We start from the raw sequence: 25209 nt of genomic DNA on the forward strand, positions 1-25209 counted from the left end.
TCGAGGACCGGCCGGAGTGGTGCTCGTCGGTGGTGGCGGCGGTGGCGGAGCAGCTGCCGGCGGCGGCTCCGGTACCGCCCACCAGTGAGCCTCCGCCGCCGCCACCGCCCACCAGCGAGGCTCCGCCGCCTCCTGCGCCGGAACCGGCCCCGGCACCGGAGCCGCCGCCGGCAGCTGCTCCGCCACCGCCGCCACCACCGACGAGCACCACTCCGGCCGGTCCTCGACAGGTCACGTATTCGGTGACCGGTACCAAGGCGCCCGGGGACATCATCTCGGTGACCTACATCGATGCCTCTGGCCGGCGGCGCACCCAGCACAACGTCTATATCCCGTGGTCGATCACCGTCACGCCGATCTCGCAGTCTGAAGTCGGCTCAGTGGAGGCGTCAAGCCTTTTCCGGGTCAGCAGGCTCAACTGCACGATCACCACCAGCGACGGAGCGGTGCTGTCGTCGAACGAAAACAACGCACCGCAGACGAACTGCTGATGGTCAACAGATATTCGGACAGCCGAGGCGGGTGGACTATGGCGTCGTCGACCACGGCCGATCGCGTTCTAGTCGGGGTTTGCGCCGCGGTCTGGCTGGTGCTCATCGGCGTCAGCGTGGCCGCCACGGTCGCGCTCATCGACCTGGGACGGGGTTTTCACGAGACGGCGGGTAACCCGCACACCTCGTCGGTGCTGTACGCCATCATCGTCATTTCGGCGCTGATCATCGTCGGGGCGATCCCGGTGCTACTGCGTGCTCGACGCACGACTCGGGCGGTGCCCGCGGCCCAGTCGGGGCACATCTCGGCGCGTGCCGCGGCTGGACCCCCGGTCAGGCCGGGCTATCCGCAGGCCCGCGGCTTCGACGGCCAGACGGAACGGTTGACCGCGCTGCGGTCGGTCAGCGCGTTGACGGACGCGACAGTAGACCGCGTCTGGTTGCGCGGCACCGTCGAACTGGTGACCGCGATGGGGGTTGCGCTGGTCGCCGTCGCGACGGCGACGTACCTGATGGCCATCGGGCATCAGGCCGCGGCCTGGACGGCGTACGTGATCGCCGGCATCGTGACGGTGGCCATGCCGGTGATCCCATGGCGCCACGTGCGGCAGCTCCGCCACATGCTCGCCGACCACTGATTACGCAGAACCGCCGCCGCCAAACTTCCGCCCCGGACACGTTCGAGGCGTTGACGCGCGGGGACACGACGAGGGGCGGCCACCAGCCACCTCAACCCGCGGTCATGGGACCGGGGCCAGCGCGGAGCTAGTGCTCGTGCTCGCCGTCGCGGGAACCGTTGGTGCTGTCTTGGTGCTCGCGAAGCGCGGTGAGGGCACGTTGCTCGCCGGCATGCGCCGCTTCCCGTAGCGCGGCATCTTCGGACGCCGGGTCGGCGAATAGCAGGCTGCCCGAGCCGGGGGAGCCGGCCGAGCCGAGCTTGTTCATCTTGTTGGGAACCGGCGCGCCCTGGTATTCCAGGGGTATCGGGTGGCCATGGCTGTCGACCGGGCCAAGCGGCTGGTGCAACTCGATGTAGGCACCATGCGGCAAACGCTTGATGATGCCGGTCTCGATGCCATGCTCGAGCACCGCACGGTCGCTGCGCTGCAAGCCGATACACCACCGGTACGTGACGAAGTAGATGATCGGCGGAAGCACCACCATCCCGATGCGTCCGATCCATGTCGTCGCGTTCAACGAGATGTGGAATTTCCAGGCGATGATGTCGTTCATCGCCGCCAGGGTCAGCACCATGTAGAACGCGATCGCCATCGCGCCGATCGCCGTACGGACCGGGGCGTCCCGCGGGCGCTGCAGCAGGTTGTGGTGCGCGTAGTCGCCCGTGAACCTTTTCTCCAGGAACGGGTAGATGGTCAGCAGCACGAATACCAAGCCCATGATCAGCGCCACGCCGACCGGGCCGGGAATGGTGTGGTGCCAGAAGTAAAACTCCCAGGCCGGCCAGAGCCGGGCCAGGCCTTCTGTCCACATCATGTAGAAGTCCGGCTGGCTACCCGCCGACACCTGAGATGGCTTGTAGGGCCCCAGGTTCCAGATCGGGTTGATCTGCAGCAAGCCGCCCATCAAGCCCAGGATGGCGGTAGTCAGCGCGAAGAAGGCGCCAGACTTGACCGCGAACACCGGCATGACCCGCACCCCGACGACGTTCTTCTCGGTGCGGCCGGGTCCGGGGAACTGGGTGTGCTTCTGGAACCAGACCAGCGCCAGGTGCGCCCCGATAAGCGCCAGAATGATGCCCGGGATCAGCAGGATGTGCAGCGCGTACAGCCGCGGAATGAGGATGTTGCCGGGGAAGTCGCCGCCCATCAAGGCCCAATGCAGCCAGGTTCCGATCACCGGCATACCCAGCGTGATCGACGACAGCGCCGCGCGAAGTCCGATACCCGACAGCAAGTCGTCGGGCAGCGAGTAGCCGAAGTAGCCCTCGAACATGGCCAGGATCAGCAGCAGCGAACCGATGACCCAGTTGGCTTCCCGGGGCCGGCGGAACGCGCCGGTGAAGAAGATGCGGGCCAGGTGCACCATGATCGCCGCGGCGAACATCAGGGCCGCCCAGTGGTGGATCTGGCGCACGAACAAGCCGCCGCGAATTTCGAAGGAAATGTTGAGCGCGGATTCGTAGGCCCGCGACATCTCCACCCCGCGCAGCGGCTGGTAGACGCCGTTGTAGGTGACCTCCGTCATGGAGGGGTCGAAGAACAACGTCAGGTACACGCCGGTGAGCAGCAGAACGATGAAGCTGTACAACGCGATTTCGCCGAGCAGGAACGACCAGTGGGTGGGGAAGACCTTGTTGAGCTGGCGCCGCACTGCGGCCGACGGGTGATACCGGGTATCGATGTCCTGCGCCTGACGGGCGAGGGTATTGCCAATATCGATTTTCGGACTCATGAGGTGCGCTCCCAAAATGCCGGCCCGACTGGTTCGATGAAGTCGCCGTTGGCGACCAGGTACCCGTTGCTGTCAATGGTGATGGGCAGCTGCGCGAGCGCACGCGCCGCCGGACCGAAAATCGGCTTGGCGTACTGCAACGCGTCGAATTGCGACTGATGGCACGGGCACAGAATGCGGTAGGACTGCTGCTCGTAAAGCGATGAGGGACAACCCAAATGCGAGCAGACCTTGGTGTAGGCGAAGAACTCGCCGAAGTTGAAGCTCTCCTGACCCTTGCGCTTGGTCACCCGCGACATGTCACCGGGTTTGAGGCGGATCAGCATCACCGGGTTACGCACACCCATCATGATCTTGCGCAGCTGTTCACGTGACTCGTGGGTGATGCCGTCGCCGTCAGATTCCCGCCACGGGAAGACGGTTTCCATTCCGCCGGCGTCGATATCTTCCGGACGCATCCGGACGAACGGTGAGCCCAGATGCTCACCGGTAGCACGGGCCAGATAGATGGTCTCGCCGTGATAGCGCGGGGTCCAACCCGAGGTCCACAGCACAGCTTTTTTACCGTCGGCGGTCTGCACGACCGGTTTCCACGGATTTTTGATCAGCCCGCCGATAAATGCGACCAGAGTGCCGAGCCCGAAAGCCCCCAGGCTCAAGCCCAATGACATTCCGATCAGCTTGCGACGCCGCAGGGTCGAGCCCTCGAAAGCGTCGGTCAAATTGGCGACCACTGTCTTGCGGTGGATCTCCGGGGAGTCGCCGTCGTGGCGCTCCTGGATCGAAATCTCTTCGGGGATAAACCGTTTCTGGAACAGCACCGCTCCGACTGCGATCGCGAGGATGGACAGCCCGAATGTTAGACCGTAGAGCGGGGTGGTCAGCGAGTACAAGAAGCTGCCTTCAGCCTCCATCGGCTTGTACTCCCACGGCCAGAACAGGAAAACCAGCAGCAACGCCAGCCCGAAACCGCCACCGGCCAAGAACCACAACGCGATTCCGCGGTCGGCACGCTTCTCGGCCTTGGTCCCTGCGACCGGCCAACGAGATTCCTTGTAAACCGTTTCGACACCGTCGAGTCGGCCACCGAGCTCGACGAGTTCCTCACGCGACATCGCGTTCAGTTCGGCGTCGCTGGGCTGGCCCGGAGCACCCTTCTGGCCGGGGGTGTCGGTGCCCTTGCCCTCTCCGCTGAGCCCGTCGCTCATGATCGCGCCCCAATCCACAACGCCGTACCGATCACGGCAACCATCCCGATGATCCACATCGCCATACCTTCGGGGGCCGGTCCGAAGCCGCCCAGACCGTAGCCGCCCGGTTGCCGTTCTTCGCTGACGGTTTTCACATAGGCGATGATGTCCTTCTTGGCCTCGAAGGACAGCTGACGGTCAGAGAACTTGGGCATATTCTGCGGCCCGGTCAGCATCGCGGTGAGAATCTGCTGCTCATTGGCCGGCTCGAGGTCCGGGGCGTATTTCCCTGACGACAATGCGCCGCCTTTACCGGTGAAGTTGTGGCAGGACGCGCAGTTGAGCCGGAACAAGTCGCCGCCGCGGCCCAGGTCGTAACCGCGCAGGGATTGCATCGCCGGGCTGCCGTCCAGCGTGCGCACCACCGTGGGGCCGCCGCCGTTGGCCTGGACGTAGGCGCCCAGCGCGTCGATCTGTCCGCCGTCGAAGATCGGTTCCTTACGGGGTGCCTGCGCTTCACCGCGTGCGGCGGGCATCCGTCCCGTCGACACCTGGAAGTAGACGGCCGCCTCACCGACGCCGATCAGGCTCGGGCCGCGATCGGGCACACCCTGCAGATTGGCGCCATGACACGTCACGCAGGAGGTGTCGAACAGCTGCTTGCCGGTGCGCAGCAGCGCCGAGGAAGACTCGTCGGCGACGGCCACCTGGGGAGTGGGGGTCAGCACCGCGGCCAGCCCGCCAGCCACCGCCAGCGCCATCAACAGCAGCAGTCCAGCCGACAACCGGCGACGAAGCCGCCGTCGCGAGCGATTACTCCCCAGTGTCTTCAAGCGAACACTCCTGTTCGTTGGCCGGCTGGTCATCGGATGAAGTAGATCGTGGCGAACAGCGCAATCCAGACGATGTCGACGAAGTGCCAGTAATAGGAGACGACGATCGACGCGGTCGCCTGCGCCGGCGTGAACTTGCTCATCGTGGTGCGGGCCAGCAGGAAAAGGAAGGCAATCAGCCCGCCGATGACGTGGAGTCCGTGGAAGCCGGTGGCGAGATAGAAGACGCTGCCGTAGGCGCTGCCGGGAATCGTGGTGCCGTGACCCATCAGGTGGTAGTACTCGTATGCCTGACCCAGGACGAAGAACAGCCCCATCAAAAACGTGACGACATACCAGCGGCGCAGCCCGAAGACGTCGCCGCGCTCGGCGGCGAAAACACCCATCTGGCAGGTGAACGACGAGGCGATCAGCACCAATGTGACCGGAACCGCCTGGTAGAGGTTCAATTCCGTCGGCGGAGGCGGCCAATCACCGCCGGCCTGAGCGCGCGCTGTGAAGTACATCGCAAACAACCCAGCAAAGAACATCAGTTCGCTGGAAAGCCACACTATGGTGCCGACACTGACCATGTTGGGCCGGTTGAGCGAATGCACGCGCGCCGTGATAGCAGTACCCGAGGTCCCTACCGCACTCGTCACATCCGCAAGTATGACGCTTTGTAGTTGTCGAACTCCACCCGGGGCGGTAATTGGCGAGTCGTTCGGCTGCGCCGCGCTTGCGATCGCCCTGGGTTTGGTGGGGCGACCCGCGGCGCCCGGCTGCGCCGCGCTTGCGATCGCCCTGTGGGACCATCGGCGCGTGGCGGAGTCATCTTCCGGGTCGTCCTGGCCGCGGGTACTGGCCGGTCTGATGGCCGGGGAGAACCTGGCGCGCGGACAGGCCGCCTGGGCGATGGAGCAGATCATGACCGGCGCCGCCACGCCGTCCCAGATCGCGGCGTTCGCGGTGGCGGTGACGATGAAGGTGCCCACCGCCGCGGAGGTCAGCGAACTGGCTGAGGTCATGCTGCACCACGCCCATCGGCTGCCCGTTGACGAGATCGGTACCGACACCGTCGATGTGGTCGGGACCGGCGGCGACGGCGTATCCACCGTCAACCTGTCCACGATGGCTGCGATCGTGGTGGCCGCCGCGGGCCTACCGGTGGTCAAGCACGGCAATCGGGCGGCTTCGTCGCTGTCCGGCGGCGCCGACACGCTCGAGGCGCTGGGCGTGCGCATCGACCTGAGCCCCGCGCAGGTGGCCCGCAGCGTCGCCGAAGTTGGGATCGGGTTCTGCTTTGCGCCGCAGTTTCACCCGTCGTATCGGCATGCGTCGACGGTGCGACGCGAGGTCGGTGTCCCCACGGTCTTCAATCTGCTTGGGCCGCTGACGAATCCGGGTAGTCCGCGAGCAGGGTTGATCGGCTGCGCGTTCGCCGATCTGGCCGAGGTGATGGCCGGGGTGTTCGCCGCCCGGCGCTCCAGCGTCCTGGTGGTGCACGGTGACGACGGGCTCGACGAGTTGACCACGACAACCACAAGCACGATCTGGCGGGTGCAGGCCGGCACGGTGGACAAGCTGACGTTCGACCCCGCCGGGTTCGGCTTCGCGCGCGCGGAACTCGACGAGCTGCTTGGCGGCGATGCGGCGGCCAACGCGGCCGAGGCCCGTTCGGTGCTGGCCGGCACCAAGGGCCCGGTGCGAGATGCCGTGGTGCTCAACGCCGCCGGCGCGATCGTGGCTCATACCGGGCTATCCAGCCGCGCCGAGTGGCTGCCGGCGTGGGAAGACGGGCTGAGCCGCGCCGCCGCCGCCATCGACAGCGGTGCGGCCGAACAGCTGCTCGCGCGATGGGTGCGGTTCGGTCAGCAGATCTGAATCGGCGACGGCCTGCTCGGCAGCAGCCCGTGCCGAGCGCGCCGAAGCCGCCCACGCAACCCACGGTCCGGCAGACCTCAACGGCGAACACCAGCCCGCGGCAGTATCCACGATGCGCACTCCCGGCGCGTCGAGCCAGCGCGCGAGCAACGCGGTCTCCTCGACCAGCGCTCCGCCCAGCGGGGCCGACTCCGGCAGGATCACCTGCGCGCCCGCGCGCAACGCGTCGACGACGGGCATCGGCGGTACGCCGCGGGCCGCAATGCCGGCTGCCGCCAGTTGCCCGTGACGGATGACGACGAGCTGCCAGCCGCCCTGCCCGTCGGGTGCGGCGGCCACCAACTCGGCCAGCGCTGCCAGCGACCGCAGGCGTTGGCCACGCCAGAGCACCTCGACGGCCGCACCGGTGTGGTCGCGTAGCCGCGCGGCGCTTTCGTAGCGGCGCCGCTCGGCCAGGGCGGTGATCTGGGCAATCGCGGCTTCCAGCGCAGTGTTATCGCTCCCGTCGATCAACGCGGCGGCGCGCTGCGCCGCGGGCCCGTATTCGGCGGCGGTCAGCTCGCGACCGGCCGGACACGGTGACACTTCCCGCAGCGGACACGCCGGGCCGTGCAGCGCCGAACGGGCCAGCCGGGCGGTGCAGGTGCGCACCCCGGTGAACCGGGCCAGCAGCGCCGCGGTGTCGGCGGCGTCGGCCCGGGAACGAAACGGCCCGACGGCACGCTGGTGTCGCGGTGCGCGCACCACCGCGAAGCGGGGGAACGCCTCGTCGGTCAATACCACCCACCACCACCGGTGCGGGAATCTCGAGCGACGGTTATACGGCGGGGCGTGCGCGGCCAACATCCGCAGTTCGCGCACACCGGCTTCCAGAGCGTGTGCGCATACGACGTGATCGACGGCGCTGGCCAGCGCGACCATCTCCTTGGTGCGGCCGCGCGGGTCGGAGCCGTTGAAGTACTGGGCGACCCTGCGCCGCAAGTCGGTTGCGGTGCCGACGTAGAGCACCTCGCCGGACGGCCCGCGAAACAGGTAGACGCCCGGCCGGTGCGGCAGGCCCTGCGCCAGCACTCGCTTGCGGCGCTGAGCCGTCGTCACACCGGGCAGATAGGACCGCAACTCGGGGTAGGTGTGCACCCCTTGGTTGCCCACCCGCTCGATCAGCGCGTGTAGTACCTCGACGGTGGCGCGGGCGTCGTCGAGCGCCCGGTGGGTGGGCTCATTGGCGACGGCGAAGAGCCGCGCCAACGCGGCCAGACGCACGCTGGGGGCTTCCTCGCGGGTGAGCACCCGACGGGCCAGCCGGACCGTGCACAGCACCTGCGGCCGGGGCCAGGGGATCCCGCACCGATCGGCGGCGGCACGCAGGAAGCCCACGTCGAATCCGGCGTTGTGGGCGACCAGCACCGAGCCGCGGGCGAATTCGAGAAACATCGGCAGCACCGCGCGGATCGTCGGCGCATCACACACCATCGCGGTGGTGATCCCGGTGAGTCGCACGATCTGTGGCGGAATGCTGCGCTGCGGGTCGACCAGAGTGGCGAACTCGCCCAGTACGGCGCCGCCGCGAACCTTGACCGCTCCGATCTCGGTGATCGTGTCGGCTGTCGCTCGCCCGCCGGTGGTTTCCAGGTCGACGACGACGAAGGTGGTCTCGCGCAGTGACACGTCCTTGAGCGCGTCGAGGCCGGCGAAGCTCAGCTGCTCGGGGGCGGGCACACCCATGGCCGAGACGTTAGGCAGCGCCACCGACAGCCGGCGGACCCGGTGCGGCGCGTCGGGCGCGATCACCGCGGCGAAACCTTGTCGGTGGTGGCCGCTAGCCTGCGGGCAGATCGATTGACCAGAGCGAAAGGACCAGCCAGATGGCAGAAACCGCCAGGCCCGACGGCCCGGCCGGGCCGCCAGGACCGATGATCATCGACTGCGACGATTGCGCAGTCCGCGGACCGGGATGCCGTGACTGCGTCGTCAGCGTGCTACTCGGGGTACCGGAAACTTTGCTGGCCGATGAGCGGGCCGCCTTGGAGGTACTCGCCGACGCAGGTATGGCGCCCAGGCTGCGGCTGGTCCCCATCCATCGACCCGGGGTGGCCTGACGGCCGTCAAAATCTTGGCGATTTCTTAATGTTCCACTGTTGGACAATGCCTATACCGTTTCGTAACCTGTCTGAGACCTAAAGCAAATTCGACGTCTTGTCGACGGGTTTGAAGGATACGAAATTTTGGGGTCGGGGCATGACGGTAGACGCTGGGCTGGACGCACCCACAAGCGATTTGCCGTCGCCGCGATAGCGGGCTTTATCACCATCTTTTCCGGCGCGGTCACCGGCAATGTGCTGGCCGATCCGGCCGATGACGCCATGGCAAAGCTCAACGAGCTGTCCCGTCAGGCCGAACAGACGACCGAGGCGATGCACAGCGCCCAGCTCGACCTCAACGACAAACTGGCTGCGCAGCGCGCCGCGGACAAGAGGCACGCCGACGACCAGGCCGCCGCGGAAGCCACCAAAGCCCGTTTGGCTACCTTCCAGGCCGGTGTCAACAAGTTTGCTGCCGCGATGTATATGGGCGGTCGAACCGACGGCATGGACGCGATCCTGACCGCCGAATCGCCCCAACAGTTGATCGGCAAGCTGGCCGTGCAGCGGGTGATCGCCACCGAGATGTCCGCGCAGATGGCCAGTTACCGGGTAGCGGGCGCCCAGGCCGTCAAAGCCGAGCAGGCGTCGGCGAAATCAGCGGCAGACGCCAAGACCGCCGCCGAGCAGGCCGCCGCTGTGCGGGCCAGTCTGCAGTCCAAGCAAAGTCAGCTGCAGGTGCAGATCGCTGTCGTCAAGTCGCAGTACCTGTCTTTGTCGCCGGGGCAGCGCACCGCACTGGCCGCACCCGGGCCGGCCCCGCAGCCCGCTGCGCTGGCAGCCGCCGCCCCCGCACCCGAAGCCTTGCCGCCCGGTGGTGGGCCCGGCGCAGAGGCGCCCGAGGCGTTTCCCGGCGGGGTGCCGGGCAGCGGCCAAGGGGCGACGGCCGTACAGGCCGCGTTGACCCAGGTCGGCGCGCCGTACTCGTGGGGTGGCGCCGCGCCCGGGGGCTTTGACTGTTCGGGCTTGGTGATGTGGGCCTTCCAGCAGGCCGGCATCGCGCTGCCGCACTCCAGCCAGGCGTTGGCCCACGGCGGGCAGCCCGTTGCGCTGTCGGACCTACAGCCCGGTGACGTGCTCACCTTTTACTCCGACGCATCGCACGCCGGCATCTACGTCGGCGACGGCCTGATGGTCCATTCCTCCACCTACGGTCAGCCGGTGCGGGTGGTGCCGATGACCTCGTCCGGCCCGATTTACAACGCTCGCCGTTACTGACGCCCAGCCCCAACGGCGGTGGCCGTCGATACTGCTGGCCTCCACCCTTGCCGCGGAGTTGGTCTTGGCCGCAGTGCTGCTGATCGGCGCTCCGCGCGTTGCCCCTGCCGCGGGGCCGCTCACCGTCGACGGGCGCACTATCCGGTTGGTCAACCTCGGCGGGCCGGACACCGAGTCGCTGCTGAGACGCGTCGCGGCGAACATTGGTACGGCTGTCGAAGCGGTCCAGACGTTCTGGGGTGCCGACTGGCCGCGCGAGATCACGATCGTGGGCACCGGCTCGCAGCAGCAGTTCGCGACTGAGGCCGGCGGGTCAGCCGCGCAGTGGGCCGACATTGCGGCGATCGCCGTCGCCGACCAGGTCGATCCGGCCCGCCGGGTCGCCGTCGGCCAGCGGATCGTCTTCGCGCCGGGCGCAGCCGGAATGAGCGAATCCGCACTACGAATTGTGTTGAGCCATGAGCTTTTCCACTACGCCACCCGCGCAGCCACCGCGCTGGACGCGCCGCGCTGGCTGACCGAGGGCGTGGCTGACTTTGTGGCACGACCGCCCACCGCGGTGCCCGCGGGCACACCGTTGCCCACCGCTGTGCCATCCGATGCCGAGCTCGACACCCCCGGGCCGCAGCGCTCACTGGCCTATGACCGGGCATGGTGGTTCGCCCGTTTCGTCGCCGACAGCTACGGGACGGCGACCCTGGCTGGGTTCTACCGGACCGCGTGCGGTGTTAAGCATGTCGACCTGCCCACCGCCGTGCGTGACATGCTCGGCACCGACATGGCCGGCCTCGTTGCCCACTGGCAGCAGTGGCTGACCCGCTCGTCCTGACGCCGGGCTAGCCTACCCAGGTGTCCCGGGTCCTGCTGGTAACCAACGACTTTCCTCCTCGACGCGGCGGCATCCAGTCCTACCTGGGTGAGCTTGTGGATCGGATCGCCGGTTCCGGGACGCACGAGGTGACGGTCTACGCGCCACAGTGGAAGGGCGCCGACGTCTTCGACGCCCGCGCGACCTACCAGGTGGTGCGCCATCCTGGCACGCTGATGCTGCCGGGTCCCACCGTTGACACCCGCATGCGCCAGCTGATCGCAGACCAGCGCATCGACACTGTCTGGTTCGGAGCGGCCGCACCGCTGGGGCTGCTGGCGCAGCGCGCCCGGGGGGCGGGCGCCGCCCGGGTGCTGGCCAGCACGCACGGCCATGAAGTGGGCTGGTCCATGCTTCCACTGGCGCGGTCGGTGCTGCGCCGCATCGGTGACGGCACCGACGTGGTCACCTTCGTCAGCCGATACACCCGGGAACGGTTCGCCTCGGCGTTCGGCCCGGCTGCGTCGTTGGAGCACCTGCCGCCCGGGGTGGACACCGACCGGTTCTGTCCCGATCCCGCCGCGCGCATCGAGCTGCGTGCCCGCTACCGGCTGGGTCAGCGACCCACTGTCGTGTGTTTGTCTCGGCTGGTCCCGCGCAAGGGCCAGGACATGCTGATCCGCGCGCTGCCGCAAATCCGGCGGCGCGTCGACGGCGCGGCGCTGGTGATTGCCGGCGGCGGCCCGCATTTGACGGCGCTGCGCCGGTTGGCGGACGGCTGCGGGGTGGCCGAACACGTCACGTTCACCGGCGGAGTGGCCGCCGACGAGTTACCCGCCCATCACGCGATGGCCGATGTGTTCGCGATGCCGTGCCGCACCCGCGGTGCCGGGCTGGATGTCGAGGGGCTGGGCATCGTGTTTCTGGAGGCCTCGGCGACCGGCGTACCGGTGATTGCTGGGCGTTCGGGCGGTGCGCCGGAGACCGTGCGGCACGGCGAGACCGGTTTGGTGGTCGACGGCCGGTCGACGGATCAGGTCGCCGGCGCCGTGGCCGAGTTGCTGTCCGACCCCGATCGTGCCGCCACGATGGGAGCCGCCGGCCGACATTGGGTGATGGCGCATTGGCGTTGGGACATGCTGGCCAACCGGCTCGCCGACCTGCTGCACGCCTAACGAGACCGGGCCGTCTTAATTGCTGTAGATCGCCTCGATGTCCTCGGCGAACTTCTCGGCCACTACCTTGCGCTTGACCTTCATCGTCGGGGTCAGCTCGCCGGTGTCCTCGGTGAAGTCGACGGGCAGAATGCGGAATTTGCGGATCGATTCCGCATGCGAGACTGCCAGATTGGCTTGTTTGACGGCGGCATCCACCTCGGCGACCAGGTCGGGGTCGGTCACCAGATCACCCACCGAAGTACCCGCGGCCTTGCTGTTGCGTTGCTTCCAGCCCTCGAATGCCTCGGGATCGATGGTGATCAGCGCGCCGATGAACGGCTTGGCGTCGCCGACGACCATCGCCTGGCTGATCAGTGGATGTGCGCGCAGCTGGTCTTCCAACACTGCTGGCGCGACGTTCTTGCCGCCGGCGGTGACGATGATCTCCTTCTTGCGGCCGGTGATCGTCAAGAAGCCGTCTTCGTCAATGGCGCCCAGATCACCGGTCTTGAACCACCCGTCGGCCATCGCGTCGGCGGTGGCCTGCTCGTTGCGCCAATACTCGCTGAACACCACGCCGCCTCGCACCAGCAATTCGCCGTCATCGGCGATGCGCATGCTGTTGCCCGGCAACAGCTTTCCGACCGTGCCGATCTTCAGGCTGCCCACCTGGTTGACGGTGATGGCCGCACTGGTCTCGGTCAGCCCGTAGCCCTCGTAGATGGTCAGGCCCACACCGCGGTAGAAGTGGCCCAGCCTGGCTCCCAGCGGTCCGCCTCCGGAGACCGAGGCGCGGCAATCGCCGCCCAACGCCGCGCGGAGCTTGTGGTAGACCAGCCGGTCGAATAGCGCGTGTTTTGCCCGCAACAGCAGGCCAGGGCCACCGCGGTCGCGAGCCTCGCTCCAGTCGACCGCGGTTTGGGCGGCCATCTCGAAGATCCGGCCTTTGCCGTCGTTGGCGGCGTTCTGGGCGGCGGTGTTGTACACCTTCTCGAACACCCGCGGCACCGACACCACGACCGTCGGCTTGAACACCGCGAACATCGGCACCAGATTCTTGATGTCGCTGGTGAACCCGACGGTGACCTTGTTGGCGAAGGCGGCCAAGGTGATCGCGCGGGCCAGCACGTGGGCCAGCGGCAGGAAGATCAGCAGTCGCTCACCCTTGGCCAGCAGCGTCGGCAACGCTTCTTTGGCGCCCCGCATCTCGTAGACCAGGTTTGAGTGCGTCAGCTGGCAGCCTTTAGGCCGTCCCGTGGTGCCGGATGTATAGATCAGCGTGGCCGGATCGGCAGCCCGCAGCGCCTCGATCCGGGCGGTCAGCTCGGCCGAATCCACCGACGCACCGGCCTCGGCAAGCTGGTCGAGGGCTTTGGGGCCCGAACCGTCGATGTGAAGCACCCGGCGCAGCGTGGGCAATTCGCCGGTCAGCTCGGTGACCATCGTGGCGTGGGCGTCGGTTTCGGCGCACACCAGGATTGCCTCGGAGTCCTGCAGGACCCAGCGCACCTGCTCGGCCGACGAGGTCTCGTAGATCGGCACGGTCACCGCGCCCACCGCCAGGATCGCGAAGTCGAGGATCGCCCATTCGTATCGGGTTGCCGAGAAGATCGCCACCCGATCGCCGGCCTGTACACCCTCCGCGATCAAACCCAGAGCCACCGAACGGATTTGAGCAGCCGCCTCGGCGCAGGTGACATCGGTCCAGGTGCCGTCGACCAGGCGCTGGAAAATCGCCAGGTTGGGATCGTCGCGCTCATGCTCGAAAACCGCGGCGACGACGTTGTCGCGCTCGCCCACCTCGAATGGGGCGGGAACACTCAATTCACGCACTCTTCTGACCTCGCTTGACGTCTCTGGGCCTGGTGCCCACCAGCCTAGTCTGGCGACGATGCATACCGGCACGGTCTGAGGAGGAGCCGGACAATCGACTCGAGTCTGGCGACGATGCATACCGGCACGGTCTGAGGAGGAGCCGGGTGTGTGAAGCTAGGGCCGTGCACAGCATCCAAGTCGCCGATCAGACCTTTGTCGCCGCCGATCCTGCGCGGGTCGGTGCTGCCGTCGCCGACCGAGCCAGCTGGCGGCGCTGGTGGCCTGATCTGCGGCTGGAGGTCGTCGAAGACCGCGCCGACAAAGGACTCAGGTGGGCGGTGACGGGACCACTGACCGGCACTATGGAGGTCTGGCTGGAGCCGTCGCTCGACGGGGTACTGCTGCATTACTTCCTCCACGCCGAGCCCTCCGGGGTCGCGGCCTGGCAGCTGGCCCGGATGAATCTCGCCCGAATGACCCACCGGCGCCGGGTGGCGGGAAAGAAAATGGCTTTCGAGGTCAAAGCGCAGCTGGAGCGGTCCCGCCCGGTTGGGGTTTCTCCGGTGGCTTGAGCCCATCCGGGTTGGTACGGGGAGTACCGTTTCTGACCGAGACTGGGGGTAGCGCCCGCTTACGGGGGAGAGGGAAGCAGCCAGGTGGCGGAGAAGACGACGCAGACCATCCACATCGATGCCGACCCCGGCACGGTGATGGACGTGATCGCCGATATCGGTTCTTATCCAGAGTGGGTCTCGGAGTACAAGGAGACGGAGGTGCTCGAGGCCGACGCTGACGGCTACCCCAAGGTGGCACGCATGGTGCTGGACACCACCGTCCTCAAAGACACCCTGGTGTTTTCCTACGACTGGCCGAAAGACCGCCGCTCGGTTCACTGGTCGCTGGTCTCCAGCTCGTTGCTCAAGGCCCTCGACGGCGTATACCGCTTGTCCCCCAAGGGGTCTGGCACCGACGTCACCTACGAGCTCACGGTCGACCTGGCTGTGCCGATGATCGGGTTGCTCAAGCGCAAAGCAGAGCGCAGGCTGACCGACAGCGCATTGAAGGATCTGAAGAAACGAGTCGAGGCTGAGTGAGTCGGCAGCGCCCGCCCTGGCCCGGATTAGTCTCTTCGTCGGCAAGGGTGGGGTAGGAAAATCCACCCTGGCGGCCGCCACGGCGGTCACCGATGCCCGCGCCGGCCAACGGGTGCTGGTGGTTTCCACCGACCAGGCGCATTCACTTGGTGACGTACTGGGCGTCCCCGTCCCGCCGACCGGCCGCCGCGATCCGGTGCGGGTTCTCGCCGACGACGTGGACATGGGCGGCGGGTTCCTCGACGCGCTGGCGATGGACACCCTGGCGCTGCTGGAGGCGCGCTGGCGCGACGTGGTCGACACCGTCGGTCGGCGTTTTCCCGAGTCGGAGCTGAACAGCATTGCCCCCGAGGAACTCTCGGCCCTGCCGGGCATCCAGGAAGTTCTCGGTTTGCACGAGGTCGGCGAACTGGCCGCCGCGGGACGGTGGGACCACGTCGTCGTCGACTGTGCCTCGACCGCTGATGCTCTGCGGATGCTGACCCTGCCGGCCACCTTCACGCTCTACGTCGAGCGCGCGTGGCCACGACACCGTCGGCTCTCCGCCGCTGCTGACGATGCCCGATCCACCGCAGTTGTTGCACTGCTGGAGCGGATCAGCGCCGGCGTCGAACGGCTCAGCGCCCTGTTGACCGACCCTGCGCTGGTCGGGGCGCATCTGGTCTTGACCGCCGAACGGGTGGTCGCCGCCGAGGCGGCCCGAACCCTGGGCTCACTAGCGCTGATGGGTGTCCGGGTCGAGGAGCTGATTGTCAATCAGATTCTGCTGCAAGATGATTCGTACGAGTATCGAAATCTGCCGGATCACCCTGCTTTCGACTGGTATGCGGAACGCATCTGTGAACAGCGCGCGGTGCTGGACGAACTGAATACCACCATCGGCGACGTGGCGCTTGTGCTGGCTCCGCACCTGGCTGGCGAGCCGATCGGCCCCAAGGCGCTGGGCGAATTGATGGACAGTGCGCGTCGGCGCGGCGGAGCGGCACCGCCGGGACCGTTGCGTCCCGTCGTCGACCTCGAATCCGGATCGGGTCTGCAGTCGATCTACCGATTGCGACTAGAGTTGCCGCAAGTCGATTCCGGCGGACTTGCCCTGGGTCGGGTCGACGACGACCTGATCATCAGTGCCGGCGGAATGCGGCGCAGAGTGCGGTTGGCCTCGGTGCTGCGGCGCTGCACGGTGTTGGACGCCCACCTTCGAGGTAGCGAGCTTACGGTGCGTTTTCAGCCTGATCCGGACGTGTGGCCGACGTGACCGCCGGCGACGATGTTGCGGGGCGCCCGCGAAGCTGGGGACGAAGCGATAAGGAGAAGCGGCGCAGATGAGCGGCGTTCACCCCGACATCGGTCCGGAATTGCGGAAACTTGCGCAGAGCATCCTCGACGGAATCGACCCTGCAGTGCGCGCCGCGGCGATGCGGGCGTCGGGCCGCGGCCCGGGTACCGGCCAATGCCAACAGCTCTGGTGTCCGGTCTGCGCGCTGGCGGCCCTGGTCACCGGCGAACAGCACCCGCTGCTGACCGTCGTCGCCGAACACAGCGTCGCGCTGCTGACGGTGATCCGGGCCGTCATCGAGGAGGTGGATCAGTCGGTGCCGCCTCCGCCACCGGACGGTCCGTCCGGCGGTGCGACGACTAGTGGACCCGATGGCGCGCCAAGCCCAAAAAGCCGTTACCAGCCCATTGCGGTTACCGTAGAGGAGTAACGGCGAACGCCGGCGCGGTGCAGCCGGGCGCGACGGCCCGCCGCCCGAGGAGCTGGGCAACCCACAGCGGTCCTATGGTCGCATCCAGACTCGATGGGTACTCTTGGCGCAGAACACTATCCGGGGCGGGCGAGAGGGAGGGCCATGTGGTACTGGCTTTTCAAGTACATCTTCATGGGCCCACTGCTTGCGATGCTCGGGCGGCCGAAGGTCGAAGGACTGGAAAATATCCCGCAGTCCGGACCAGCCATACTCGCCAGTAACCACCTGGCGGTGGCCGACAGCTTCTACCTGCCGTTGGTGGTGCGCCGCCGGATCACGTTTCTGGCCAAATCCGAATATTTCACCGGCACTGGGCTCAAGGGCTGGTTCATCCGCTGGTTCTACAGCACCACCGGACAAGTTCCGATCGATCGCACCGACGCCGACACCGCCGAGGCCGCGTTGAACACGGCGGCGAGGCTGCTAGGCGAAGGCAAATTGCTGGGCATGTATCCGGAGGGCACCCGCTCACCCGACGGCCGGCTGTACAAGGGAAAGACAGGCCTGGCCCGGCTGGCGTTGCATACCGGCGTACCGGTGATCCCGGTGGCGATGATCGGCACCAACGTGGTCAATCCGCCCGGCAGCAAGATGTGGCGGTTCGGCCGGGTGACGGTGCGGTTCGGCAAGCCGATGGAGTTCTCCCGGTTCGACGGGCTGGCCGGTAACCGGTTCATCGAGCGCGCCGTCACCGATGAGGTGATTTACGACTTGATGGGGCTATCCGGTCAGGAATACGTCGACATCTATGCCGCCACCGCCAAGGACCACGGCAACGGTGCCGAGCCGCTGCCGGCCGGCAAGCCACCAACCCGGATCCCCGAGACCGCTGCGGGCTAGCTCTGCCGATCTCAGCTGACCGCTGAGACTGCTGCCGGCTCCGGCGCGGCCGACCCGCGCGGCACTGTGCGAGCAGTGACGGCGAGCCCCGCGGTGAGGATGGTCGCTAACGCCCACCACACGTAGGACATCCCGGCCAGCTGGCGCCACCCGGCCGCCGACGTCTCGTGGTGTTTGGGCATCAACTCGATCGGCGTCCACACCATCAGCGCTATGCCGACCGCGGTGACCACGGCCAACGGCGCGTTGCGTCGCCGCCACGCCAGCACGCCGGTGACCACCAACGCCGGCAGTACCCACACCCAATGGTGCGACCACGACACCGGCGACACGACCAATCCGAACAGCGCAATGCAGATCACCGCCACCGCCGGCTCGCCGGCGGCCAATACCCGTCGCGCCGCCCACACCGTCAACGCCAGCACCAGCAGGCATCCCGCCGCCCAGAGCAAGAACCGTTCCTGCTCGCCCAGCCCTAGTCGGGCCAGTGCACCGGCGAGATTCTGGTTGGTGTTCAGCGTCGCGTTGCCGATCCGGTCGGTGCGCTGGACGGTGCCCGTCCAGTATTGCCAGGAGTCACGCCACGCCAGCGCGAAACCCGCGGCGGTGGCCGCCGAGAACGACGCGATCGCCGTCAGTGCTGCGCGGCCGTCCCGGCGCAGCAGGAAATAGAGCAGGAACACCGCGGGAGTGAGCTTGAGCGCGATGCCCACGCCCAGCAAAAGCCCCCGCGGCCACGGTGTGCGGCGCGGCATGCAATCGGCGAGCACCAACGCCATCAGCACGACATTGATCTGGCCGAACCCGAAGTTCGACTTGATGGGCTCCAGCCAGACCGCCGCTGCCGCAACGATGACGACGGCCAGCCACCACCGCCGCAGCCACGCCGGCCCCGGCGCCACGCGCGAGGTGGCCCAGACGTCGAGTCGGGTCAGCACCATCACGGTCGAGACGATCAGCAACGCCAACGTCATACACGTGATCACCACGCTGGCGGCCGGCAGTCCCAGCCACGCGAACGGACAGAACACGATCGCCGCCAACGGGGGATAGGTGAACGGCAGATTCAGGCCGATCGGAGTGTGGAACGTTGCGCCGTCGGCGTAAAGCGGACGTCCATCCAGCCAGGCCTGGCCACCCATGCGGTAGACGTCGATATCGATGCGGTACGGGGCGTGGCCAAGCAGTAGCCAGGCCGCGTAACCGAGCGCCGCCACGGCGGCGGCAGTGAGCAGGCCCCACACAACGACCGGCCGCTTGGCTAGCTGCCCCCGGTTGGCTAGCTGCCCCCGCCGACTGCCCACGTCGGGCGACCGCCTCGTACTCATGTCGGAGACAGCTTATCGGTGCCGTAGGCCGCACGCGGTGTCGTGACGAGCGGCGCGTTGGATGACGGCGTACTTTTTTAAGGTGCTCAGGTGGTTTCAAGACGACATCATCAATAGCGGCAGGTTGCCGCTGCTGTGTTGTCTGGTCGCCTTCATTTTGACATTCTTTGTCACCCGATCTTTTGTGCGCTATATCCGCTATCGCGCAGACCGGGGCGTGGCGCCCAGATGGTGGGAGCCACGCAATATCCACATCGGATCACTACATATTCACCACGTGGTGGTGGGGGTGATTTTGGTGATGGTGTCCGGTATCGCGTTGGTGTCATTGGACGTCGATAGCCGTGGAATCGAATTTACTTTGGCAGCAACGCTTTTCGGTGTCGGCGCAGCACTCGTTCTTGATGAGTACGCGTTGATCCTGCATCTCTCGGATGTCTACTGGGAAGAGGATGGCCGCACGTCGGTCGACGCTGTCTTTGCCGCCACCGCAGTGGGGGGCCTGCTGGTGCTGGGCTTGCATCCGCTGATGTTCTTCATCTCCTTCTGGCATGACACCCACTCGCTGTTGCTGCACGGCGCGGTGATCGTCGGGCTGGTGCTGATGCCGCCGCTGGCGGTGGTGGTGTTGCTCAAGGGCAAGGTGTGGACGGGTCTGATCGGAATGTTCTTCGTTCCGCTGCTGGTCATCGGAGCGATCCGGCTGTCACGTCCACACGCCCCGTGGGCACGGTGGCGCTACAACCGCCAGCTGGACAAGATGCGGCAGTCACTGCTGCGGGAACGCATGCTGCGCCGGCCGGTGGTGCGGGCCAAGCTGTCGCTGCAGTCGGCGATCGCCGGCACGCCGCGCCGGCCCGACGATCGCACCGTCGACGCACAGCTGGACCGCGAGGTCCATGCCGCGCCACCGCCCGACGGCACGCAGCGCGCCCTGGCGGCCGGCGGGCCGGGCTGAGTCCGGCAATCGGCGAGGTCGGGCTAGGTCGGATCGCCCGACTTCTCCTCAGACCGCTCCGCGGTCTGCATCGTCGTCGGGCTAGGTCGGATCGCCCGACTTCTCCTCAGACCGCTCCGCAGTCTGCATCGTCGTCGGGCTAGGCTTCCCCGGCGTGCGGTATTTCTACGACACCGAGTTCATCGAGGACGGCCGCACTATCGACTTGATCTCGATCGGGGTGGTGGCCGAGAACGGCCGCGAATACTACGCGGTTTCGACCGAATTCGACCCCGATCGGGCAGGCAGCTGGGTGCGCACCCATGTGCTGCCCAAGCTGCCGCCGCCGGCGTCGCAATTGTGGCGTAGCCGCGCCCGGATCCGTTCGGACCTGGAGGAGTTCTTCGGCGTCGACAACGACGAGCCGATCGAGCTGTGGGCCTGGGTAGGCGCCTACGACCATGTGGCGTTATGTCAGCTGTGGGGGGCGATGACGGATCTTCCAGCGGCGATGCCCAAGTTCACCCGGGAATTGCGCCAGTTATGGGAGGAGCGGGGACGCCCTCGGATGCCACGACGGCCGGCCGACGTCCATGACGCCCTGGTCGACGCCCGCGACCAGCTGCGGCGGTTTCAGATCATCACCGCAAACGGTGATCCGGCCGGTCAGCGTCGCTGTTGAACAGCGCTGGTCAGAGGGCTGCAACGCCCGGTTACCATAGACAGGTGAACTGGACCGTTGACGTACCGATCGACCAGCTGCCGTCGCTGCCACCGTTGCCGGCCGATCTGCGCGCCCAACTCGACACCGCCTTGGCCAAGCCCGCTGCTCAGCAACCGAGCTGGCCGAGCGACCAGGCCAAGGCGATGCGCACCGTCCTGGAAAGCGTCCCACCGATAACGGTGGCCTCCGAGATCGTGCGGCTGCAGGAGATGTTGGCGCAGGTCGCGCGCGGTGAGGCGTTCCTATTGCAGGGCGGTGACTGCGCCGAGACATTCGTCGACAACACCGAACCGCACATCCGCGCCAACATCCGCGCGCTGCTGCAGATGGCCGTGGTGCTCACCTACGGTGCCAGCCTGCCGGTGATCAAGCTGGCCCGCATCGCGGGGCAATACGCCAAGCCGCGGTCGGCTGATCTCGACGCGCTGGGCTTGCGGTCCTACCGCGGTGACATGGTCAACGGGTTCGCCCCGGAGGCCGCAGCGCGCGAGCACGACCCGTCGCGACTGGTGCGTGCTTACGCCAACGCCAGCGCGGCGATGAACCTGGTACGCGCACTCACCTCGTCGGGGCTGGCCTCGCTGCACCTGGTGCAGGACTGGAACCGCGAATTCGTCCGAACTTCACCGGCAGGCGCCCGCTACGAGGCGCTGGCCGCTGAAATCGACCGCGGACTGCAGTTCATGAGCGCCTGCGGGGTGGCCGACCGCAATCTGCAGACCGCGGAGATCTACGCCAGCCACGAGGCGCTGGTGCTCGATTACGAGCGCGCCATGCTGCGGATGTCAGACGGCCAGGACGGCGAACCGCAGCTGTACGACCTGTCGGCGCATTACCTGTGGATCGGTGACCGGACCCGGCAACTCGACGGCGCACACGTGGCGTTCGCCGAGGTGATCGCGAACCCGATCGGCGTCAAGATCGGGCCGACGACGACACCGGAGCTGGCCGTCGAATACGTCGAGCGGCTCGACCCGCACAACAAGCCGGGCCGGTTGACGTTGGTGAGCCGACTGGGCAACAACAAGGTGCGTGACCTGTTGCCGCCGATCATCGAAAAGGTCCAGGCCACCGGTCATCAGGTGATCTGGCAGTGCGACCCCATGCACGGCAACACCCACGAGTCGTCCAACGGCTACAAGACCCGGCATTTCGACCGCATCGTCGACGAGGTTCAGGGCTTCTTCGAGGTGCATCGTGCGCTGGGCACCTACCCGGGCGGCATCCACGTCGAGATCACCGGCGAGGACGTCACCGAATGTCTCGGTGGGGCGCAAGACATTTCGGATACCGACCTGGCGGGCCGCTACGAGACGACGTGTGACCCGCGGCTGAACACCCAGCAGTCGCTGGAATTGGCGTTCCTCGTCGCAGAGATGTTGCGCGACTAGCTACCCCGATCACGCTCGCGGCGTACGAGGCTCACAGCAGGCCGCTGAGGTTGCTGCCGATCGTCCAGGCCGCGGCCGCAACCAGGCCTGTGAGCGCCAGCACCACCGCGAGCCAAATCAGCACCATCCGCCGGGCATGCTGACGCGCCCAGACGAATTCGCTCATCTCGATGCCCGCGAATTGTTCCGCCTCGACCGGATTTTCGGGTTCCTCCGGCCAGTCGTCGCGGGTCAGCTGCCGGGTGGGGTGGCGCACCGGGCCGGGCCGGGCCGAGCGCCGATGCTCATCGGCGGCCTGGTCTTCCTCAATTCGATTGTGGGAGGCGGCGACTGACCGATGCTGGGCGGAGTTGCGGGGTGCCGGCACCCGGAAATCCGGCAGCCCCATCTCCTCGACGATGTCATCCAACTCGGCGCGCATGTCGGCGGCGTCAGCGTAACGGTCGGCGGGATCGCGCGCTGTCGCGCGCGCCACCAACTCATCGAACTCGCTTGGCACACCATCGATCACCGTACTGGGTGCGGGCACATCGGAATCCAGCCGCTGATAGGCCACCGATAACGGCGAGTCGCCGGTAAACGGCGGCTCCCCGGTCAGTAACTCAAAAGCCATGATGCCGACCGCATAGACATCGCTGCGCGGACTGGCATCGCCGTCGCGGACCTGCTCCGGAGACAGGTAGGCCGCGGTGCCGAGAATGACACTGGCCGAGGTGATTCCGGCTGCCGCCACGGCCCGGACCAACCCGAAGTCGGCGATTTTGACTTCGCCGTCGTCGGAGATCAGCACGTTTTCCGGTTTGACGTCACGATGAACCAGTCCGCCACGGTGAGCAACCGCTAGCCCGCCGAGCACCGGGAGAAGCACTGCGGCAACCGCGTGTGGCGGCATCGGGCCCCGCTCGGTCAACAACTCCCGCAAGGTGCCGCCGTCGATGAGCTCCATCACCAGGAAAGGATGTCGAGCGTCGAGGCCCTGGTCGTACACCGCGACCAGGCCGGCGTCCTTGAGCCGCGCCACGGTGCGGGCCTCGAGCCGGAAGCGGGTCAGGAACTGCTCGTCGCCGGCGTAACGCGAATCCATCACCTTCAGCGCGACGGGCCGGTCCAACCGCAAGTCCACCCCCCGATACACCGTCGAGGTGCCTCCGGTGGCGATCTTGGTCGCAACGCGGTACCGCCCGTCGAGCAATGTGCCCTCCAGGTCGTCCCCGACGCCCGCTCCCCTCACGGAGCCATCGTAGGCGGCGGCGAGAATTCCGCCCGAAACGTGCACTCAGCGCGCCGGAATCGGCTCTAGACTGGGCGCGGTGAGCAGTATTCCGGCTGGCGACGACGTTCTGCAGCCCGACGAACCCACCTACGATCTGCCCGACGTGGCCCGGCTGTTGGGTGTGCCGGTGACCAAGGTGCACCAGCAATTGCGTGAAGGCCATCTGGTTGCGGTGCGACGTGCCGGCGACGTGCTGGTGCCGCAGGTCTTTTTCACCGAATCCGGACACGTGGTCAAGAGCTTGCCCGGCTTGCTGATGGTCCTGCACGACGGCGGCTACCGCGATACCGAAATCCTGCGTTGGCTGTTCACGCCTGATCCATCGCTGACGGTCACCCGCGACGGGACCCGCGACGTCATCAACAACGCGCGCCCAGTCGATGCCCTACACGCTCACCAGGCGCGCGAAGTATTGCGCCGAGCACAGGCTATGGCGTACTGACACTTTCGGCGGTGTCCGCCTCGGGCTGCGGTGTGCGGTATAGCGCGTACCACGCGATCAGCGCACAGCTCGTCGCGATCATGACGTGGGCCCACGAGTACATGCCATGAGCACCATCGGGTTTGAAGATGACCATGATCCACGTCGAGAACCCGGCGATCGCCGCCACCGCCCGCCGCGACTGGGCCAGCGGGGCCGCCACCGCCAGCGGCCAGGTGTAATACCACGGCAATGCCGCCGGCACGAACAAGACTACGACCAGCATCGCCCAGGCGATGCCGGTAAGCGCTGCACGGTCGTCGCGGCGGAATCGCCACCACAGCAGTGGAAGTGAGACGGCAATAATTGCGATGCCCGCGATACGCGTAACTTGCAGCACCGCGTAGAAGTTGACGGGGACAAACCACCCGCCGATGGCATGGGCCAGATTCGCCGTCGCCGTCGGCACGGTCAGCCAGTTGATGATCTTCACTGAGCCGGCCAGCGCGCTCAGCCAGCCGAGGCCCACGCCCGCCGCGGCGGACAACACCACGAAGACCGCGACGAAGATCAGGACCGAGGTGACGGCCGCGACGGCGAACGCGCGCAGCTGCCGGTATCCGCGCCGGTCGCGAAGCTGACGCATCCACACCCACACCAGGAACGGCAACGCGATGCCGGCAGTCGCCTTCACCGCGACGGCCACGGCGACCACCGCGACGCCCGCGACAGGGTGACGTTCGAAGGTCAAGGCGATGCCCGCAGCCATCAGGCCCACCATCAGCATCTCGTTGTGTACGCCGCCCATCAGATGGATGATCACCAGCGGATTGAGCACGCAGATCCACAGTGCCGTCGGCACGTCGGCGCCCAGATGGCGGGCGATGCGTGGGGTGGCCCAGATCAACAACGCCAGCCCGGGCAGCATGCACAACCGCAATAGCATGGTGCCGACGATCACGTGATTGCCCACTAGCATCGTGACGAGCTTCGCGATCAAGATGAACGCCGGACCGTAGGGTGCGGTGGTGATGGTCCAGATGGGACTGACGTTGTCCAACAATGCGTTCGGGTTCTCGACCGGGCCCACCGCATAGGGGTCTAGGCCGTCGCGCAGCAGCGCGCCCTGGGCCAGATACGAGTAGGTGTCCCGGCTGAACACCGGCACCGACAGCAGTAGCGGCGCCAGCCAGAAACCGGTCGTGACCACCATGGTGTATTCGGTTGCAGCGCCGGCAATCACCCGACGGCCCAAGCTGAGCCATGCGATCAGCATCAGCGCGACACCCAGCCACAGCAATACCGACGACAACACCAGCCCGTGGCCGAACCGCAGCCAGGATAAGTGGATCGACTCCAGCAGTGGGTCGTGCGGTTTGGTGCTGCCGGCGCCGAGTCCGCCCGCGGTGATCAGTATCGCTCCCAGGCAGCCCTGCAGGGCTGGTCGCGCCTCGGAGCTGGCGACAAACTCACGCAGACGTGAAAAATGTTGAGTAGCAAGGCCAGGCGACGGAGTGGACATCGG

24 protein-coding genes and 1 pseudogene are annotated in these 25209 nt (G+C 66.9%); 16 read left to right on the top strand and 9 right to left on the bottom strand.

Annotation, left to right across the window (positions count from 1 at the left end):
* Nucleotides 1–491: MmpS family transport accessory protein (locus tag A5707_RS01465; protein WP_232000591.1), on the top strand; the 491-nt coding region annotated here is incomplete at its 5' end.
* Nucleotides 491–1129 carry a DUF2561 family protein gene (locus tag A5707_RS01470; RefSeq protein WP_065012754.1) on the top strand — a complete coding sequence of 213 codons (639 nt, stop codon included), beginning with the start codon at nt 491–493 and terminating at the stop codon, nt 1127–1129. The genes A5707_RS01465 and A5707_RS01470, both read left to right, overlap by 1 nt.
* 127 nt (nt 1130–1256) lie before the next feature.
* Here A5707_RS01470 and A5707_RS01475 read toward each other — a convergent pair whose 3' ends face one another.
* Genes A5707_RS01475 through A5707_RS01490 form a run of 4 tightly spaced genes read right to left on the bottom strand, consistent with a single transcriptional unit; the run spans nt 1257 to nt 5567 of the window.
* Nucleotides 1257–2903: a cytochrome b gene (locus A5707_RS01475; protein ID WP_065012755.1), complete on the bottom strand. Its 1647-nt coding sequence runs from the start codon at nt 2901–2903 to the stop codon at nt 1257–1259.
* A complete protein-coding gene (locus A5707_RS01480; RefSeq protein WP_065012756.1) occupies nt 2900–4111 on the bottom strand; it encodes a ubiquinol-cytochrome c reductase iron-sulfur subunit in 1212 nt (403 codons plus the stop codon). Before A5707_RS01480 ends, A5707_RS01475 begins: the two co-directional genes overlap by 4 nt.
* The gene (locus A5707_RS01485; protein WP_065012757.1) at nt 4108–4959 is read right to left on the bottom strand and encodes a c-type cytochrome; all 852 of its coding nucleotides are present in this window, start codon (nt 4957–4959) and stop codon (nt 4108–4110) included. The genes A5707_RS01480 and A5707_RS01485 overlap by 4 nt, the downstream gene beginning before the upstream one ends.
* The gene (locus A5707_RS01490; protein ID WP_065012758.1) at nt 4956–5567 is read right to left on the bottom strand and encodes a cytochrome c oxidase subunit 3; all 612 of its coding nucleotides are present in this window, start codon (nt 5565–5567) and stop codon (nt 4956–4958) included. Before A5707_RS01490 ends, A5707_RS01485 begins: the two co-directional genes overlap by 4 nt.
* A 211-nt stretch (nt 5568–5778) precedes the next feature.
* Between A5707_RS01490 and trpD the strand changes: the two genes are divergently transcribed.
* Nucleotides 5779–6789, top strand: coding sequence for an anthranilate phosphoribosyltransferase (gene trpD, locus A5707_RS24300; RefSeq protein WP_232000595.1), 1011 nt, complete (start codon nt 5779–5781; stop codon nt 6787–6789).
* On the opposite strand, the pseudogene A5707_RS01495 reads toward trpD, so the two are convergent.
* Nucleotides 6727–8514 (bottom strand): annotated as a pseudogene (locus tag A5707_RS01495) (DEDD exonuclease domain-containing protein); the annotation flags it as partial. The gene trpD and the pseudogene A5707_RS01495 sit on opposite strands and share 63 nt — an antisense overlap.
* A gap of 140 nt (nt 8515–8654) precedes the next feature.
* Here A5707_RS01495 and A5707_RS01500 point away from each other — a divergent pair.
* The 4 genes from A5707_RS01500 (at nt 8655) to pimB (ending at nt 12131) form a co-directional block, all read left to right on the top strand.
* A complete protein-coding gene (locus tag A5707_RS01500; RefSeq protein WP_065012759.1) occupies nt 8655–8888 on the top strand; it encodes a hypothetical protein in 234 nt (77 codons plus the stop codon).
* A 126-nt stretch (nt 8889–9014) separates the two neighbouring features.
* Nucleotides 9015–10148 (top strand): peptidoglycan hydrolase RipC, encoded by a 1134-nt coding sequence (ripC, locus tag A5707_RS01505; RefSeq protein WP_419866373.1) that lies wholly within the window; start codon nt 9015–9017, stop codon nt 10146–10148.
* A 64-nt stretch (nt 10149–10212) separates the two neighbouring features.
* Nucleotides 10213–10977, top strand: coding sequence for a hypothetical protein (locus A5707_RS01510; protein ID WP_156657446.1), 765 nt, complete (start codon nt 10213–10215; stop codon nt 10975–10977).
* A 20-nt stretch (nt 10978–10997) separates the two neighbouring features.
* Entirely contained in the window at nt 10998–12131 is a 1134-nt protein-coding gene (gene pimB, locus A5707_RS01515; protein ID WP_065012761.1) for a GDP-mannose-dependent alpha-(1-6)-phosphatidylinositol monomannoside mannosyltransferase, read from the top strand.
* Between the two features lie 15 nt (nt 12132–12146).
* Here the strand turns inward: pimB and A5707_RS01520 are convergent, their stop codons facing one another.
* On the bottom strand, nt 12147–13946 hold the full coding sequence (locus A5707_RS01520) for an AMP-dependent synthetase/ligase (RefSeq protein ID WP_065012762.1): 1800 nt from the start codon (nt 13944–13946) through the stop codon (nt 12147–12149).
* A 164-nt stretch (nt 13947–14110) separates the two neighbouring features.
* On the opposite strand from A5707_RS01520, the gene A5707_RS01525 reads away from it, so the two are divergent.
* The 5 genes from A5707_RS01525 (at nt 14111) to A5707_RS01545 (ending at nt 17610) form a co-directional block, all read left to right on the top strand.
* Entirely contained in the window at nt 14111–14500 is a 390-nt protein-coding gene (locus A5707_RS01525; protein WP_065012763.1) for a polyketide cyclase / dehydrase and lipid transport, read from the top strand.
* An 84-nt stretch (nt 14501–14584) separates the two neighbouring features.
* Nucleotides 14585–15022: an SRPBCC family protein gene (locus A5707_RS01530; protein WP_065012764.1), complete on the top strand. Its 438-nt coding sequence runs from the start codon at nt 14585–14587 to the stop codon at nt 15020–15022.
* Nucleotides 15015–16277: an ArsA family ATPase gene (locus A5707_RS01535; RefSeq protein ID WP_082969186.1), complete on the top strand. Its 1263-nt coding sequence runs from the start codon at nt 15015–15017 to the stop codon at nt 16275–16277. The genes A5707_RS01530 and A5707_RS01535 overlap by 8 nt, the downstream gene beginning before the upstream one ends.
* Before the next feature lie 67 nt (nt 16278–16344).
* Nucleotides 16345–16728, top strand: a complete 384-nt coding sequence (locus tag A5707_RS01540; RefSeq protein ID WP_065012766.1) for a hypothetical protein — start codon at nt 16345–16347, stop codon at nt 16726–16728.
* Between the two features lie 144 nt (nt 16729–16872).
* A complete protein-coding gene (locus tag A5707_RS01545; protein ID WP_065012767.1) occupies nt 16873–17610 on the top strand; it encodes a lysophospholipid acyltransferase family protein in 738 nt (245 codons plus the stop codon).
* An 11-nt stretch (nt 17611–17621) separates the two neighbouring features.
* Here A5707_RS01545 and A5707_RS01550 read toward each other — a convergent pair whose 3' ends face one another.
* A complete protein-coding gene (locus A5707_RS01550; protein WP_065012768.1) occupies nt 17622–18938 on the bottom strand; it encodes a glycosyltransferase 87 family protein in 1317 nt (438 codons plus the stop codon).
* A gap of 61 nt (nt 18939–18999) precedes the next feature.
* Between A5707_RS01550 and A5707_RS01555 the strand changes: the two genes are divergently transcribed.
* The 3 genes from A5707_RS01555 (at nt 19000) to A5707_RS01565 (ending at nt 21990) form a co-directional block, all read left to right on the top strand.
* Nucleotides 19000–19896 carry a hypothetical protein gene (locus tag A5707_RS01555; protein WP_065012769.1) on the top strand — a complete coding sequence of 299 codons (897 nt, stop codon included), beginning with the start codon at nt 19000–19002 and terminating at the stop codon, nt 19894–19896.
* A gap of 154 nt (nt 19897–20050) precedes the next feature.
* Complete coding sequence (locus A5707_RS01560) at nt 20051–20557, top strand: polyadenylate-specific 3'-exoribonuclease AS (protein ID WP_065012770.1); 507 nt, start codon at nt 20051–20053, stop codon at nt 20555–20557.
* 44 nt (nt 20558–20601) lie between these two features.
* Nucleotides 20602–21990 (top strand): class II 3-deoxy-7-phosphoheptulonate synthase, encoded by a 1389-nt coding sequence (locus A5707_RS01565; protein WP_065012771.1) that lies wholly within the window; start codon nt 20602–20604, stop codon nt 21988–21990.
* 31 nt (nt 21991–22021) lie between these two features.
* On the opposite strand, the gene A5707_RS01570 is transcribed toward A5707_RS01565, so the two are convergent.
* A complete protein-coding gene (locus tag A5707_RS01570) occupies nt 22022–23221 on the bottom strand; it encodes a protein kinase domain-containing protein (protein WP_065012811.1) in 1200 nt (399 codons plus the stop codon).
* Between the two features lie 79 nt (nt 23222–23300).
* Here A5707_RS01570 and A5707_RS01575 point away from each other — a divergent pair, with 79 nt between their 5' ends.
* Nucleotides 23301–23705, top strand: coding sequence for an Rv2175c family DNA-binding protein (locus tag A5707_RS01575; protein WP_065012772.1), 405 nt, complete (start codon nt 23301–23303; stop codon nt 23703–23705).
* Here the strand turns inward: A5707_RS01575 and A5707_RS01580 are convergent.
* Nucleotides 23692–25206 (bottom strand): alpha-(1->6)-mannopyranosyltransferase A, encoded by a 1515-nt coding sequence (locus A5707_RS01580; RefSeq protein WP_065012773.1) that lies wholly within the window; start codon nt 25204–25206, stop codon nt 23692–23694. The two genes, A5707_RS01575 and A5707_RS01580, sit on opposite strands and share 14 nt — an antisense overlap.
* Nucleotides 25207–25209: the final 3 nt, after the last annotated feature.

Origin of the sequence: Mycobacterium kyorinense, from assembly GCF_001672775.1 — a bacterium.
GTDB classification, from domain to species: domain Bacteria; phylum Actinomycetota; class Actinomycetes; order Mycobacteriales; family Mycobacteriaceae; genus Mycobacterium; species Mycobacterium kyorinense_A.